Source organism: Chitinophaga silvisoli (assembly GCF_003412465.1).
GTDB classification, from domain to species: domain Bacteria; phylum Bacteroidota; class Bacteroidia; order Chitinophagales; family Chitinophagaceae; genus Chitinophaga; species Chitinophaga silvisoli.
In genome coordinates this window covers 86,806-101,639 of sequence record NZ_QTJV01000012.1, presented here as the reverse complement: position 1 = coordinate 101,639, position 14,834 = coordinate 86,806, and the positions used below count along the sequence as shown (strand labels likewise).

Sequence of the window (14,834 nt, the reverse complement as noted above, 5' to 3'; positions counted from 1 at the left end):
TTAAAATCTACACAAGTGGTCTGAAAGTGATCCTAAACTCGGTTCCTTTTTCCAACTCACTGATACACTCAATTCTTCCATTCATCAGTTCCGTATACTTAGCCACGATATGCAGTCCAAGCCCGGTGCCCTGGATGTTAGACACATTCTCACCTCTGAAGAACCTTTCGAACAGGTGCTCCTGGTCTTCATAAGAGATGCCCAGGCCCTGATCTTTCACCGAAAGTACCAGCTCTCCATCTACAAAGGAAGTGGTCAGCAGTATCGGCTTGCCTGAAGGCGAGAACTTGATTGCATTGGAAACCAGGTTAATCGTAATATGTTTGAGCAAAACCGGGTCCAGTGTCAGGATGGTGTGGCCGGTATGTTTATATTCTATTTCCTGTCCGGGTCTGAGCAGGCCAACGAGTTCGCTGAGGATATTTTCAATGTGCGCCTGGATATCAAATTCTGAGAAACGTACCTGGATGGCCCCCTCTTCTATCTTGCCTACCGAGAGGAAATCATTCAGGATATCCGTCAGCATATTCACGGCCGATTTGATTCTTTCTATGTGTTTGTACCGTTTGGGCTGTTCTTCGGTGGTTTCGTACTTTGCAATCAGGAAGATCGAGGAAAGGATGGTACTGAGTGGTGTCCGGAATTCATGCGATGCCATGGTCACGAATCTCGACTTCAGTTCATTCAGGCCCTTTTCCTTCTCCAGCATTTCGCTGAGTGCACGGGTACGTTCATCCACCTTCAGTTCCAGTTCTGCATTGAGATTGATCAGTGCCTGTTCGGATGCCTTGCGGGCAGAGATATCGCTCACAAAGGCAATGACAAAGTGCCCTGCTTCGGTGTTGTAGTTACCAAGGCTCACCTCCACGGCGAACTCAGATCCATCCTTGCGGAGGCCGAATAGTTCGAGGCCTGCCCCCATAGGACGGTTCCTGGGGTGCTTGTTGAAGCCATCCCGGTGTTGAACGTGCCTGTGCTGGAAACGGGTGGGCACGAGCAGCTCAATGAGCTGACCCAGCACCTCCTCTTCCTTATAGCCAAATTGGTTTAACAGGAAAGGATTTGCGAGTATAATCCTGCCCTTATCATCTGTTACAATAATACCGATAGTGGCATTATTGAATAATACGTCGAAGCCTATTTTATTATTCATTGCTGGGGGTAAAATTATAAAAAACACATTACTTTAAAAACGGTAAATTAGTTGGTCAGGATAAACATGCTTTCTCAGCGGCAAATTTCCTGGTAAGGTCCCTTGCGCAAATTCTTTTTATATAGGTGTCCATAACCGACCTGGCTGGGAAAAGAGCCAGGCCAGCTACCCATAAATTAGCCATTATTTTTTAAAAATAGGAAATACAGCGTACTGATGAGGGAAAATTTGACCCTTAAAAGTCCTGCCACACCGTACTGATGGGGGTTCAATACATACTTTGTGGAACTTAGGTCACACAATTACAATCAAATATCCCTCTGAGACTGCTTTTGGCACCCGGCATTATTTTAGATTTACTTATAGTGAACTTACATTTACTCACTATAAAATCTTAAAGTTATGTTACGCTGGACAGTCACATTTTTAATTATTGCATTAGTCGCTGCTTTGTTCGGTTTTGGTGGTATTGCAGCCAGTGCAGCAGGTATTGCCAAAATAATCTTCTTTATCTTCCTGATCCTGCTGGTGATTTCCCTGGTGATGGGCAGAAGAAGCCGCATATAATTTTATGATCAGACGAATAATAAAAAACGCTTCTGCTTTTTAGAAAGGCAGAAGCGTTTTTTATATGCAAAAGCTGGTGGTAAGGGCAAAGCCTGTGTATGCGCAAAGCCCGTGTATGCGCAAAGCCTGTGTATGCACAAGCCTGTGTATGCGCAAAGCTTATGGTACGGGCAAAGCTTGTGCTATGCGTAAAGCCCTGTGGTAAACGTAAAGCCCTGTAATCAGAAATTGAAAATACAATTCACGCCACCCACATCAGGTCTGTAATCCGTCAGGCCTTTCATATAAGAAAATTTGATCTCCAGGTTATGCCTGTGATGATGGCCCATGCCTATACGGAAACCCGCATTGGCAGTCACACCGAATGTACTGCTTTCTGTGCTCCTGTAATTGCCATTATCATCATAATCATATAAATAATTTGCAGTCGTGAGGTGATAACCATAACCACCACCTACGAAGAACCCCCATTTCTGCCGGCCACCACTCAGGGCACCCGCGCCATAGTTAAAATTCAGAATAACAGGTACATCCAGCATAAAACCAATGCTTGAAGAACCATAGAAGTCATCATAGTCGTCATATTCGGAAGAATAGCCTTCGTTGAAACCGAGACTGAGCGGAATACCGACAGAAAAAGAGCTTTTTTCTGCCTCCGCAAAAAATAAAGCAGGGGAATAAGTGAAACCAAAATTTACCTTGGTATCCATGTAATCGGCCGTTTCTACGGAGAAACCAGCACCTACACCTTGCTTAAAACGTTGGGCAAACGATGAGTGAATGCATGACAGGGCTATTGCAGCCAGTAATAGAAATTTTTTCATTTTTGGGTATTAAAAGATTGATTTATAACAGGTAAAAGTGAAACTTACAGTACATACGCCAATGATAGGCCCCTTATTTCCGGCTTTTCATTTGTTGTCCCTTTCATATAGAAAAACCGGCACTCAAAGCTATGTTGCTTGTGTGGCCCTACCCCGATCCGGATGCCGGCATTGAACATGAGGCCTGTGCTTTGATAATAATAGGTATTGTGCACGTCTACGATGGTTGCATCCGACGAAAAGGTGGTATAACTTGTTTTCTGGACAGAATAATGTGAAGCCAGGCCCATTCCTAAAAAGAATCCGAACCCCTCCTCCCGGTTGATGGTAGACCAGCGTGCAGCACCGATTGTATCCTTTTTGCCACGTACCGCCCCTGCTCCAAAATTGAAATTCAGCATGAGCGGAATATTAAAAGCATACCCACTTGCATCCAAATGATAAGGTTCCCCGTCATAAGAATAAGGGGCAAAAGCACCTCCCGTATAGCCGGCTTTGAGCGGTAGATCCAGCGAAAACGACACTCTTTTCGAAACCGGCAGATAAATACCGGGACTGACAGTCAGGAAGAAGGTCTGATCGCGCTGAGCATCCTGGCTCATGATACCGCCGCCAAAACCAAATCTAAATTGTTGTGCCACAGCAGTTTGTAGGATAAAGATGCCTAAAACAACTAATAATAGTGCTTTTCTCATGTATAGGTATCGGGTAAAACGGGGCTAAAGATACCCATTTTCTTAATCCAGATTAATGGATTACTCAACTAAAAAGTTCGATATTTGTTCCAACAAATGAAACGCACAATGGCAAAGACAATTCTTCATAAAGCAGCTACCCGGGGACATGCCGCACACGGCTGGCTCGATAGCCATCACTCTTTTAGTTTCGCTGGTTATTATAATCCTGACAGGATGAGCTTTGGCGCACTTCGTGTACTCAATGATGATATCGTAGCCGGTGGTCGTGGTTTCGACACCCACCCGCATGATAATATGGAAATCATCAGCATTCCCCTGGAAGGCGACCTGGAGCACAAGGATAACCTGGGCAATAAGATCATCATCAAACAGGGCGACATCCAGGTGATGAGTACCGGTACGGGGGTATTCCATAGTGAATACAACGCTAACCCGGATCGTCCGGCGAAGTTCCTGCAGATATGGGTGTTCCCCAATCAGCTGAACGTGCAGCCAAGGTATGACCAGATCACCCCGGACCTGACTCAGAAGAATCAGTTACACCAGGTCCTGAGTCCCTACCCTGACGATGCGGGTACCTGGATCTACCAGGCAGCATGGTTCAATTTAGGTCGCTTTGACAAGGACTTTGCTACTACCTATCACATTCAGAAACCGGGCAATGGCGTGTATGCGTTTGTGATTAAAGGTCGCTTCGACATCAACGGGCAGGAATTAGCGGCAAGAGATGGTTTTGGAATCTGGGATACAGACAGTATTTCGCTGACGGCTTTAGAAAGTGACGCGGAAATATTGCTGATGGATGTACCTTTAAAACCGTAAATTATACAAATAGTAATCAGTCCCGCTAAAAATGAGGACTATAACTTTGTAAAACTTTTTTTATGTCATCAGTTAAGACCGCACAGACATCACACAAGGTATTGGATTTAATTAAAGAACGCTGGAGCCCACGTTCTTACTCAGCTCAGCCAGTGACAGAAGAAGAAGTACTGACTATCCTGGAAGGTGCAAGCTGGGCACCAAGTGCCAATAATTCCCAGCCATGGCGCTACGTGTATGCATTAGCGGGTACGCCGGGTTTTGACAAACTGTATGCTGCCCTGATGCCGGGCAACCAGCCATGGGCAAAGAATGCAGCTGCTTTGGTACTGAGCATAGGGATCAAGGAACTGCCTGACCTGGAGCAGAAGAATCATTACTATGCGCATGACACAGGTATGAGCAATGCCTTCCTGTTGTTGCAGGCAGATAGCATGGGCATCAACGGTCACGTTATGGCGGGTTTCCACAAGCAGCAGATTGCTGAATCACTGGAGCTGCCGGCGACCGAAGAACCACTGGTGATTATTGCACTGGGTCGCAGAGACGATGCAGAGAAGCTGGAAGAACCGTACAAATCAAGAGAGCTGGCACCGAGAACACGTAAGCCACTGTCTGAATTTACCAAACAGGTTTAAAACATTGCACTATGACAACCGGGCATACCAAGATACTCGCAATCGGGCGCAATGAAGAGATCATGACAGTGATGCAAAGATTGCTGAATGCTCCTGAAGACTGGTCCGGACAGGCTGTGACGACGGATGAAGCTGCGTATGAGGCCTTGCAGGCCGGGGCATATGATATTATTTTATTGTGTGCAGGCATTACTGCCGAAGAGGAGACAGCGCTGAGGGAACGGTTGTCAGCCCTTGCTCCTGCTGCCATCATCACCAGACATTATGGTGGTGGCAGCGGGTTGCTGAGGAATGAGATATTGTTCCTGTTGGAGAAGAAATAACATTTATTTTTTTAGAAAGGTAGTGGCGTGAGGAGCTGAAGTAACCCTCTTTTGAAGTTAGTGAGCAGGCAACTTTATTTCTTTTTGATCAAATTTTATTGCTTTTAGATCAAACAAAAATTATGAAAAAGGACATCACCCATATACTGGCCGGCAGGACCAAAAACATCACCGCAACACAAACGGTGCTGCAGCCCCTGCCACATGCGGATTTCCGGTTTGCAAACCCCTTCATCGTATTGCACCATGGCGGTCCTGACGTGATTCCTCAAGGATCTGACAGCCGTATTCATCCGCATCCGCACAGAGGTTTTGCACCTGTCACTTTCCAGTTGCAGGGGCAGGCACATCACAAAGACAACTTTGGCAATGATCAGTTGCTGAATGCAGGCGATGCACAATGGATGTTTGCAGGGAAAGGGATCCTTCACAGTGAAGGGCCTTCGGAACAGGAACACCGTAATGGTGGTGTAGAAGAAATCCTGCAATTATGGGTGAATGTACCTGCGGCAAATAAATGGGATGATCCGAAATACCAGTTTGCGCATAAGGCTGAGATGCCAATTGTACTGGATCATCTGAGACTGGTGAGTGGTAATTTTGATGGCCAAACAGGGCCGGTTACGATCTCTTATACACCAGTGATTAGTGCTGTGGGCGAGGTGCCGGCAGACAAGACTTTGAAATTTAATGTAACACCGGCATACTGGACTTTAGTATATATCGCGCATGGTAGTGTGAAAGTGAATGATGACAAAGAGGTGGCTGAACATCATTTAATTGTGTTTGACAAAACGGGTGATGAATTCACGATCACGACTACAGCAGATACACAATTGCTGTTTCTTTCAGCAGAGGTGATTGACGAACCGGTGGCAGCAAAAGATAACTTTGTAATGACAACGATGGCGGATGTAGACCAGGCCATTGAAGATTATAAGAACGGGTTGTTTGGTACACTGAATTATTAAACGTGCAGGTGGGAGAATTATTAAACGTGCAGGCGGAGGAATTATTAAACCTGCAGGTGGGAGAATAATTAAAGGTGCAACTGGAAGAATTATTAAACATTCGGGTGGAGGAATTATTAAACGTGCAGCTGGAAGAATTATTAAACCTGCAACTGGAAGAATTATTAAACATTCAGGTGGAGGAATTATTAAACCTGCAACCGGAGAAAATTTACTGGAAAAGAAAACACCAGTGCTGCGGTTCTTTTGAATGAATACTAAATACCAGGTTGTTGTATACCGGGCCAGCAGTACTACGTCTCTTTATAATGAGTTACTAAATGCCTGGTTGCCGTAAACTGAACTACCTACAACACTGACGGGCATTCAACAGCCCTCTCGTCCTCCCCTACGCCTGGCTGAAGCTTACAACATACTCAAATTTTAAAATTAACAATTATGGAAGATAGAATCTTAGGATTGCACCACATTACTGCAATCGCGGACAATGCTAAACGGAACCTTGATTTTTATACCAATATATTGGGAGTACGGTTCGTAAAGAAGACCGTGAACTTCGACGATCCCGGCACTTACCATTTCTATTTTGGTAATGAAACGGGTACCCCGGGTACTATTCTCACCTTCTTCCCATGGGAAGGCATCGGCAAAGGCAGCACTGGTACCGGCATGGCCACTGAAATAGGATATGCTGTACCTGAAGGTAGCCTTGAGTTCTGGGCCGCACGCTTCAAAGAGAAGGGCGTAACGCATGGTGAAATTGCCGAACGCTTTGGTGAATTGTACCTGCCACTGGAAGATCCGGATGGGCTGAAACTGAACCTGATCGTGCCTAAGAATGGGGATGACCGTAAAGCCTGGGAAACTGCAGATGTAAAGGCGGCACAGGCAACACAAGGTTTTCATAATGTGACCCTGAACCTGCGGAGTATTGGCCCCACAGCGACTGTGCTGACAGAGATCTTAGGTTATCAGCCACAGGGTGTGGAAGGCAACAGGCACCGTTTTGTGACAGATGCAATTGGTAATGCAAACATTGTGGACCTGATTGAATCTCCGAAAGAAGCGGCTGGTAGAAATGCCGCCGGTACTAACCACCATGTGGCTTTCAGGGTGCAGAATGATGAGATCCTGATGAAATTCAGGGAGAAGGTGATGAAGAAAGGATTGAATATTACACCTAAAATTGACAGGGATTATTTCTTCTCTTTATATTTTAGAGAACCAGGTGGCGTGTTGTTTGAACTGGCGACAGATAATCCTGGTTTTACTGTGGATGAGCCGCTGGAAGAGTTGGGGAAGAACCTGAAACTGCCTGCGCAGTATAGGGCGATGAGGGGAGAGATTGAGAAGGTGTTGCCTCCTTTACAATAATAAAATAGTGCCGGCGGTGCCTGGGTTTATTGGAATACAGGCACTGCCGGAATTGCTGTGGAACTGGCTGTAGGAAACACTGCCGGAAACATTGCAGGAATAGATGTGGAACTGGCTGTAGGAAATGCTGTTGAAAACGCTGCAGGAAACACCCAGAAATCGCTGTGGAACCGGCTGTTGGAAACACTGCCGGAAACATCGCGGAATAGATGTTGAACTGGCAGCAAGGACTGAAATTGTTTTTAAATAATTATTATGGAAGAAGTAGTTATCAGACTTAACCAGAAAAATCACGGTGCTTTTTACCTGATGCTGGATAATGAACAGGTGGGTGAGATGGTGATTGGAATTGAAAACGGCATACTCACTGCTTATCATACAGAAATCCATTATACACAGGAAGGAAAAGGGCTGGCAAAGCACCTGCTGGATGGCATGGTGGCTTATGCAAGAGAGCACCAGCTGAAAGTGAAACCTTTGTGTGCGTATGTTCATGCACAGTTTAAAAGGCATCCGGAAGAATATGCAGATATCTGGCTGCAGGAATAACAATTAATGAAGGGGAAATTTGAATTGAAAATAAAATTTCTCTTACAGGGAAAAGGGCTTCATTAACAACCAGGGAAATCATTTTCCGGGTTTTCAGCGAAAAGAATTCATTCACTGCAATGAACCTCCTTTCAAAAAATGAGCCCTTTTTAAAAAAAGGAGTAAAACATGACGCATCAGAAAAATATCGTGACGGCAGGTGTGCCGCTCGCACAGGCAAAGAAAGCCCTCATCATGATTCATGGCCGCGGGGCCAGTGCACAGGACATTATTTCTTTGGCAGGCTATCTGAATGTAGGAGATTATGCATTACTTGCCCCACAGGCAAGCGGGCATACCTGGTACCCCTATTCATTTATGGCACCGGTAGCACAAAATGAACCAGGATTGAGTTCGGCCATTGAAGTGATCAATTCCATCGTGGACGATGTTTTAAAAGCCGGTATCCCTGCTTCTAACATCTACTTCATGGGCTTCTCACAAGGAGCTTGTCTGACCCTGGAATATGTAACCCGCCATGCACAACCTTACGGAGGCGTAGTCGCTTTCACAGGGGGCCTGATTGGTGCTGAACTAAACCTGGCTAATTACCATGGAGATTTTGGTGGCAGCCCGGTATTCATTGGCAGCAGCGATCCGGATATGCATGTACCGGTGACAAGGGTCAGAGAAAGTGAGGCCGTTATTAAGAAAATGGGGGCGGATATTACGGTGAAAATATATCCGGGTATGGGGCACACCGTGAGCCAGGATGAAGTAGAAACCGCAAACAGACTGGTGTTTAAGTAAAAGGAAATAAACCAGCGTTCATTAAGCGTAAGAATTTTTTAGCATTCGCCATTAGTTTTAGCATTCGCCATTAGTTAATGAGTTGCCTCATGGCTTCTTATACATCGTGCTCCGCACCTTGCTCAAAAACTCAGGTGATACACCAATATATCGCGCTATCTGGTGTTGTGGTACCCGCTGTACGACTTGAGGGTACTTTTCAATAAAAGCCAGATAGCGCTCCTCTGCAGTCTGGGAAATACCTGCATAAAAGCGCTGTTGTAATACCCCCAATGATCGCTGTACCAAAATGCGAAATACCTTTTCAAAGGCAGGAATCACATCAAACAGGATCTTCTTATTTTCATAATTGATCATCAGCAGTTCACAATCTTCCAGCGTTTCAATATTCTGCGTGGAAGGCTGCTGTTCTGAAAAAGAGCTGAGATCACTCACCCACCACCCTTCTACGGCAAAGTTCAGAATTGTCTCGGTACCACTTTTATCTACATAAAAAGTACGGATACATCCTTTCAGGATGAATGCTTCAAACTGACAGATCTCCCCCTCTCTAAGCAGGAATTGTTTCTTCTTCACCTTTTTATAGGTTAAAAGGGAATGGAAGATTTCTGTTTCCTCTGAGGTGAGGCGGATGTATTTCGAGACAAACTGGTCTAGTGCTTCAAACATGAGGCAAATTTAGTCAAACAAGAGACAATTTGAAGCAGACCGGCCAGATTACGCAGCTATCCAGCAGGCGTTTGTTCCGGTCATCTTCCAAAAGTATTGAATTGAAGCAAGGATTGACGCTGGAACCAAAGGTGAAAGTGATGACCAGGATATTGACACGAAGATTGCGACTGGGTATGAACTGTAAATTCCAATTGGCGAAGGCGTGCCACCCCGTGGAAAAAATTTAAATTGATCCCCTTAAACTGTAAAAGCGATTTTTTTTATGAACCCCAAATGCATAATTTTATTAGAAATATAAATTAAGTATTTTAATAATAAAAACCAATCCTGTAATTATTCGCCCATTTAAAAACATCATCTTAGTATATTTATCGCATATTATTGATATTGCAGTGTAATAAATAAGTTCCGCATGGCCTCTTCAACGAATAGAAAGTACACCCGGTTAAAATGGATTTTACCAGCCTGTGTGATTGGAATTTGCTCAGTATTTGCCAGTCTGCCGATAGACGGTTTGCCTGAGAAGGTAATGAAAGCGCTGGAAGAATTTGCAAAACGCAACCCGCAGGAGAAAGTCTATCTGCATGTAGACAGGGATTATTATGCTACCGGAGAAACCATCTGGTTCAAAGCATATGTGATGATGCAGAACCAGCCTTCCCTCTCCGCTACCAACCTGTACGTGGAATTGCTGAATAAGAACGGGAATATCGCAATGAAAAAATTGCTGCCTGTGGGCGGCGCCGGTGCATCCGGCAATTTCGTGTTGCCAGACACCCTTCCTGCAGGTAACTACCAGCTCAGGGCTTATACTGCCTGGATGCTGAACTATGATCCGGATTACCTGTTTTATAAAAATATTGCCATTTACGATAGCCGCAAGAAAAATGCCCTGCAGGTATTGGATAGTAACGCAGTCGTAAGCAACGACTTTGCCGTTCAGTTCTTCCCCGAAGGAGGTAACCTGATGAACGGGGTAAGTAGTACCGTAGCTTTCAAGGCCCTGAAGGCGGATGGTTACCCGGTAGAAGTGAGTGGTAAGATCGTGGATAACAAGGGAAAAGTAGTGGCCCAGATCAAATCAGAACATGATGGTATGGGTAGCTTTGACCTGGAACCTGCCAAAGGCGTGACCTACAAGGCACAGATGACCAGTGCAGATGGCGGTAGCAAGGAATTTGTGCTGCCTGCCGCTTCCAATAAAGGAGCCATGCTGAAAGTGTTCAACAGGGGTTCACGTATTTTCTACCAGACTACCCTGGCGAATGCACTGGATACAGCTTATGATGACCTCATGGTCTTTGCCCAGATGCAGCACCAGATGGTGTACAGGGCAATGCTTAAGGCATCAGATGGCAGGATCAGCGGCTTTATTCCTACAAATCAGCTACCTAGCGGGATCCTGCAGATCACCCTCTTTAGCAGCCAGGGATTACCCTTGTCTGAGAGACTGGTGTTCATCCGCCAGAACGATCAGCTGGACCTGAGCCTGCAAAATGCAAATATTGGTAAGGAAGAACGTGAAAAGAGCACCATCGAGCTGCTGGTACCTGAGAAAATGGCCACCAGCCTGTCCGTTTCCATTACGGATGCCGACAAGGTTCACCCTGCGGTCGATGAGAACAACATCGTTTCCAACCTGCTCCTCACCTCCGACCTGAAAGGATATATTTATAATCCATCCTGGTACTTCAAAGATACTTCCGCCACTACGCTGCATGCACTGGACCTGGTGATGCTGACGAATGGCTGGAGAAGATTTGTGTGGAACAAGATCCTGAATGATACGATGCCTAATATCCGCTATCCTTATGAGCAGGGTATCCGTCTGAAAGGGAGTGCATATGCAAACAATGGTAGTATCGTAATGGCGAATGGCAAGGTAGATTTCATTATCAAAAACCCGATCGACAGTACCACATCCTTTGCTTCTGCACCTACGGACAATAAAGGTGACTTTGTGCTGGATGGCCTGCAGTTCATGGATACGGTAAACATATTCTACCAGGGTAATGATAAGATGAAGCGATATAGTAATGTGATTGTGAAATTCAATAACCACTTCTTTGATAACAGCGTGCCGGTGAAGACACCTTATGTGGCGAAAAACCCGGTGGTGATGGATGCCAGTATGCTGAGCGCCTACCTGAACACGGCGTATGAGAATGGACGTATTGCGAAATCAATTGCCAGCCGCTCTATTTTGCTGAAGGAATTTAATGTAACAGAGCGTAAGCAAACCCAGACACAGACTACGGAGAGCCGTTATGTATCAGGGATGTTTACATCTGACAATGGTTATAGTTTTGACCTGACGAAGGAAACACCCACCTCGCTGAACGTGTTCCAGTATCTGCAGTCAAGAGTAGCAGGCTTACAGATCACGGGTGATTACAATAACCCGAATATGACCTGGAGAGGTGGTACGCCTACTCTTTACCTGAATGAGATGCCGACAGATAAGAGCATGATTGCAACTATCAATATCAATGATATTGCCCTGGTAAAGGTGTTCAGACCGCCGTTTATGGGCGGTGTAGGCGGTGGCGCTAATGGCGCGATTGCGATCTATACCAAGAAAGGGGGTGATAATAATGGTGCCGATGGGGTGAAAGGATTTGAGTTGTACAGGAAAGCGGGGTATAGTATTGTGAAAGAGTTTTATGCACCGGATTATAGTCAAAGAAAGGAGATTTATAGCCTGCCCGATAAGCGATTGACCTTGTATTGGAATCCGAACGTGATAGTGGATTCAATTACGCATACGGCAACACTGACATTCTATAATAATGATATTCCGACTTCCCATTTTAGAGTGGTTGTAGAAGGGATTGGTGAAGATGGAAGAGTGGGTAGAGTGGAGCAGACTTATTAGGCGTTGATATTTTTCAGATAGTAGAAGGGGTCATATCAAAAGTAAACTGAGGGTATCGAGAATTACATAAACAAAAATTCTCTCCATCAGGTACCCGGGATCAAATACCGGGGATCTTACTTTTGATATGACCTCTTTTCATTTTTATATGGCAGAGCTGGTATTGTGAGGCATGGTCATTGTGAATTATTCCTAAAATCTACCACCATGATGAATGAACAACAATACCAGGAATGTATCAATGCATGTATGGAATGTGCCAACACATGTGATTATTGTGCTTCATCCTGCCTGAATGAAGCGAATGTAAGCGATTTGCGCAATTGTATCCGTTTGGACCTGGAGTGCGCGGCCATTTGCCGGACGGCAGCCGAGGTGATGAGTTTAAATGGAAAGTTTAGCGAGCAGCTTTGTGCTGTATGTGCGGAGGTATGTAATGCCTGTGCAGAAGAATGCCAGCGACATGCGGAGATGGGAATGGAACATTGCAGGGAATGTGCGGAAATGTGCCGTAAGTGTGCTACTGTGTGTGAGGAGATGGCGCATCACACGGTTAAATAGTTTTTTGTTTTACCATGGCCCAATAACGCCCATGATGGCTGATTGACACCGGTTGATTTGCTATCATGGGCAATCCATGCTCATCTTTATCATACGGAATGCTGCGATCTTTACACACCTCTAATTGTGGAAATAAATCAGGGTGAATGACGGCGATGGTGTGGATGAATTCGTTGGTGAGTTCACTTTTGATAAAATATTCCCGCTCCTGGTATAAAAAGGAATCCGGGCTGTGATAAGTGATGGAAAGCGGGGCATAGCGACGTTGTAAGGTAGCCCTGTTTATAATTTTATATACAGCTTCTTTCGCACTCCATAACCACCATACAGATTGGTCATCGCTAATCAGCGACTGCTCTTTTGGGGTAAAAATTTTGGAGAGATAATTGGGTCTTCGCCAATTACTCTCCACAGCGGCAGTGCGCAGGTCTATGATATCATTTCCTATCATGCCAGTTTTGATTCAATAATTTCCATCGCAGCTTTCACATTCACCATCTTCTCCATCGATTCATTATCGATCACGATATTATATTTCTCTTCCACATCCAGAATTACATCTACGAGGTTTGCAGAGTTGATCTTCAGGTCATTGATAAAATCCGTATTCTCGTTGATATTTGCCAGCGCGGCTTCATCTTTCGCATAAGGCTTGACAATCGTTTTGAGCTCGGCAATTAAAGTTTCTTTATCCATTTATATATTTTTTCAAGATTACACAGGCATTGACATCTCCAAATCCAAAACTTGCCTTGGCGATGATATTTAAATTTACATTTATTAGTTCACGGGGTACACAGGCATCATCAATAATAGCACTTATTTCAGGATGCAGGTCCTCGCAATTGATATTCGGGAAAAGAAAACCTTCATTCAGTTGCAGGACGGAAGCCACCAGTTCAATACTGCCAGCTCCACTCAGGCAGTGGCCGACCATCCCTTTCAGGGCGTTGATATAAGGGAAATCTTTACCAGCACGGCCCAGGGCTTTGCTCCAGTTTTCTATTTCCAGGGAATCTTTGCCGGTGGCTGTCAGGTGCCCATTGATGGCATCTATATCCATGCCGGTGACTCCTGCCTGTGCCATGGCCTGGGTAATGCAACGCTGTACGGCCATGCTATTGGGGGCTGTCATGGTACCGTCGCCCCGCTGCCCGCCGCTGTTTACATGACCACCGAGTACTTCGGCATAGATGGTAGCGCCTCTTTCCAGCGCACTCTCCAGGGATTCCAGTAGGAAGGCTCCTGCCCCACTACCCGGTACAAAGCCACTGGCAGAAGCGCTCATGGGCCGGGAGCCTTTTTCCGGGCAGTCATTGTGCTTGTAGGTACATACCTTAAGGGCATCAAAGCCACCCCAGATATAAGGGCCGGCATCGCTGGTGCTCCCGGCGAGCATCCGGGTAGCCTGGCCGTTTTTGATACGATCGAAAGCCATGAGCAGGGATTCTGCACCGGTAGTACAGGCAGATGAATTGGTGCTGACCTGGTTGCCGAGGCCCAGTTTCCCCCCGAGCCAGGCGCTGATGCCGCTGGCCATGGTCTGAGGTACGACGGTGCTGCCGAGTCGACGGACCTGTAAGGCATCTACTTTATAGATAGCTTCTCTCAGTTTATCCAGGCCGGAGGACCCTGCGCCAAAGATCACACCGCTATCCCAGTCAGGGTCATTGCCTTCAGTTATTTTTAAGCCCGCATCTTTCCAGGCATCGATGCCGGCAATGAGACCATAGAGAATGCCATTGCTGTTGAAGTTGCGGAGCTCCAGGGGGTCGAGGTATTGCAGCTGCAAAGCTTCAGGTACATCGGGTTTGCCGGCTATCTGACAGGAGAATTGCAGTTCAGCTAACTGCGGGTCGTGACGAATGCCGGAGGTGCCGGTTTTGATGGCGTGGGTAAAGGCTGGTATACCGACCCCGTTTGGAGCGGCAATGCCTAGTCCTGTAATTACAACCCGGTTGCTCATAGTATTGTAGGTGGCTGTTTCAAGCATCAGCTATAAAACAGCGGCTATTATT

The 14,834-nt window shown here is 45.8% G+C and carries 18 protein-coding genes; 11 read left to right on the top strand and 7 right to left on the bottom strand.

From position 1 onward, the window contains the following. Positions 1 to 7 precede the first annotated feature (7 nt). Positions 8 to 1,153: a PAS domain-containing sensor histidine kinase gene (locus tag DXN04_RS26760; protein WP_116856481.1), complete on the bottom strand. Its 1,146-nt coding sequence runs from the start codon at positions 1,151 to 1,153 to the stop codon at positions 8 to 10. A gap of 402 nt (positions 1,154 to 1,555) precedes the next feature. Here DXN04_RS26760 and DXN04_RS26755 point away from each other — a divergent pair, with 402 nt between their 5' ends. After that, positions 1,556 to 1,720, top strand: a complete 165-nt coding sequence (locus DXN04_RS26755) for a DUF1328 family protein (RefSeq protein WP_116856480.1) — start codon at positions 1,556 to 1,558, stop codon at positions 1,718 to 1,720. Positions 1,721 to 1,941: 221 nt separating this feature from the next. Here the strand turns inward: DXN04_RS26755 and DXN04_RS26750 are convergent, their stop codons facing one another. Both DXN04_RS26750 and DXN04_RS26745 read right to left on the bottom strand, forming a co-directional pair. Further along, on the bottom strand, positions 1,942 to 2,544 hold the full coding sequence (locus tag DXN04_RS26750; RefSeq protein ID WP_116856479.1) for a hypothetical protein: 603 nt from the start codon (positions 2,542 to 2,544) through the stop codon (positions 1,942 to 1,944). A 44-nt stretch (positions 2,545 to 2,588) separates the two neighbouring features. Beyond that, entirely contained in the window at positions 2,589 to 3,239 is a 651-nt protein-coding gene (locus DXN04_RS26745) for an outer membrane beta-barrel protein (protein ID WP_116856478.1), read from the bottom strand. Between the two features lie 108 nt (positions 3,240 to 3,347). Here DXN04_RS26745 and DXN04_RS26740 point away from each other — a divergent pair, with 108 nt between their 5' ends. From DXN04_RS26740 to DXN04_RS26705, 8 genes are all read left to right on the top strand, one after another. Further along, positions 3,348 to 4,064: a pirin family protein gene (locus DXN04_RS26740; protein WP_116856477.1), complete on the top strand. Its 717-nt coding sequence runs from the start codon at positions 3,348 to 3,350 to the stop codon at positions 4,062 to 4,064. Positions 4,065 to 4,126: 62 nt separating this feature from the next. Next, complete coding sequence (locus tag DXN04_RS26735; RefSeq protein WP_116856476.1) at positions 4,127 to 4,702, top strand: nitroreductase family protein; 576 nt, start codon at positions 4,127 to 4,129, stop codon at positions 4,700 to 4,702. Positions 4,703 to 4,713: 11 nt separating this feature from the next. Beyond that, complete coding sequence (locus DXN04_RS26730; protein ID WP_116856475.1) at positions 4,714 to 5,025, top strand: hypothetical protein; 312 nt, start codon at positions 4,714 to 4,716, stop codon at positions 5,023 to 5,025. 122 nt (positions 5,026 to 5,147) lie between these two features. Continuing rightward, positions 5,148 to 5,996: a pirin family protein gene (locus tag DXN04_RS26725; protein WP_116856474.1), complete on the top strand. Its 849-nt coding sequence runs from the start codon at positions 5,148 to 5,150 to the stop codon at positions 5,994 to 5,996. 104 nt (positions 5,997 to 6,100) lie between these two features. Next, on the top strand, positions 6,101 to 6,250 hold the full coding sequence (locus tag DXN04_RS34915; RefSeq protein WP_158569163.1) for a hypothetical protein: 150 nt from the start codon (positions 6,101 to 6,103) through the stop codon (positions 6,248 to 6,250). A gap of 184 nt (positions 6,251 to 6,434) precedes the next feature. Further along, on the top strand, positions 6,435 to 7,370 hold the full coding sequence (locus DXN04_RS26715; protein WP_116856472.1) for a ring-cleaving dioxygenase: 936 nt from the start codon (positions 6,435 to 6,437) through the stop codon (positions 7,368 to 7,370). A 255-nt stretch (positions 7,371 to 7,625) separates the two neighbouring features. Then, positions 7,626 to 7,919: a GNAT family N-acetyltransferase gene (locus tag DXN04_RS26710; RefSeq protein WP_116856471.1), complete on the top strand. Its 294-nt coding sequence runs from the start codon at positions 7,626 to 7,628 to the stop codon at positions 7,917 to 7,919. Between the two features lie 168 nt (positions 7,920 to 8,087). Next, complete coding sequence (locus tag DXN04_RS26705; protein ID WP_116856470.1) at positions 8,088 to 8,708, top strand: alpha/beta hydrolase; 621 nt, start codon at positions 8,088 to 8,090, stop codon at positions 8,706 to 8,708. 87 nt (positions 8,709 to 8,795) lie between these two features. Here the strand turns inward: DXN04_RS26705 and DXN04_RS26700 are convergent, their stop codons facing one another. Continuing rightward, positions 8,796 to 9,377, bottom strand: coding sequence for a Crp/Fnr family transcriptional regulator (locus DXN04_RS26700; protein WP_116856469.1), 582 nt, complete (start codon positions 9,375 to 9,377; stop codon positions 8,796 to 8,798). A gap of 415 nt (positions 9,378 to 9,792) precedes the next feature. Between DXN04_RS26700 and DXN04_RS26695 the strand changes: the two genes are divergently transcribed. After that, entirely contained in the window at positions 9,793 to 12,255 is a 2,463-nt protein-coding gene (locus DXN04_RS26695; RefSeq protein ID WP_116856468.1) for a hypothetical protein, read from the top strand. 207 nt (positions 12,256 to 12,462) lie between these two features. Further along, positions 12,463 to 12,816: a four-helix bundle copper-binding protein gene (locus tag DXN04_RS26690; RefSeq protein ID WP_233525693.1), complete on the top strand. Its 354-nt coding sequence runs from the start codon at positions 12,463 to 12,465 to the stop codon at positions 12,814 to 12,816. Here DXN04_RS26690 and DXN04_RS26685 read toward each other — a convergent pair. The 3 genes from DXN04_RS26685 to DXN04_RS26675 are packed head-to-tail and all read right to left on the bottom strand — an operon-like array spanning position 12,809 to position 14,782. Further along, positions 12,809 to 13,267: a 4'-phosphopantetheinyl transferase family protein gene (locus DXN04_RS26685; protein WP_116856467.1), complete on the bottom strand. Its 459-nt coding sequence runs from the start codon at positions 13,265 to 13,267 to the stop codon at positions 12,809 to 12,811. The two genes, DXN04_RS26690 and DXN04_RS26685, sit on opposite strands and share 8 nt — an antisense overlap. After that, entirely contained in the window at positions 13,264 to 13,512 is a 249-nt protein-coding gene (locus DXN04_RS26680; RefSeq protein WP_116856466.1) for an acyl carrier protein, read from the bottom strand. The genes DXN04_RS26685 and DXN04_RS26680 overlap by 4 nt, the downstream gene beginning before the upstream one ends. Further along, on the bottom strand, positions 13,505 to 14,782 hold the full coding sequence (locus tag DXN04_RS26675) for a beta-ketoacyl-[acyl-carrier-protein] synthase family protein (RefSeq protein WP_116856622.1): 1,278 nt from the start codon (positions 14,780 to 14,782) through the stop codon (positions 13,505 to 13,507). The genes DXN04_RS26680 and DXN04_RS26675 overlap by 8 nt, the downstream gene beginning before the upstream one ends. Positions 14,783 to 14,834 lie beyond the last annotated feature (52 nt).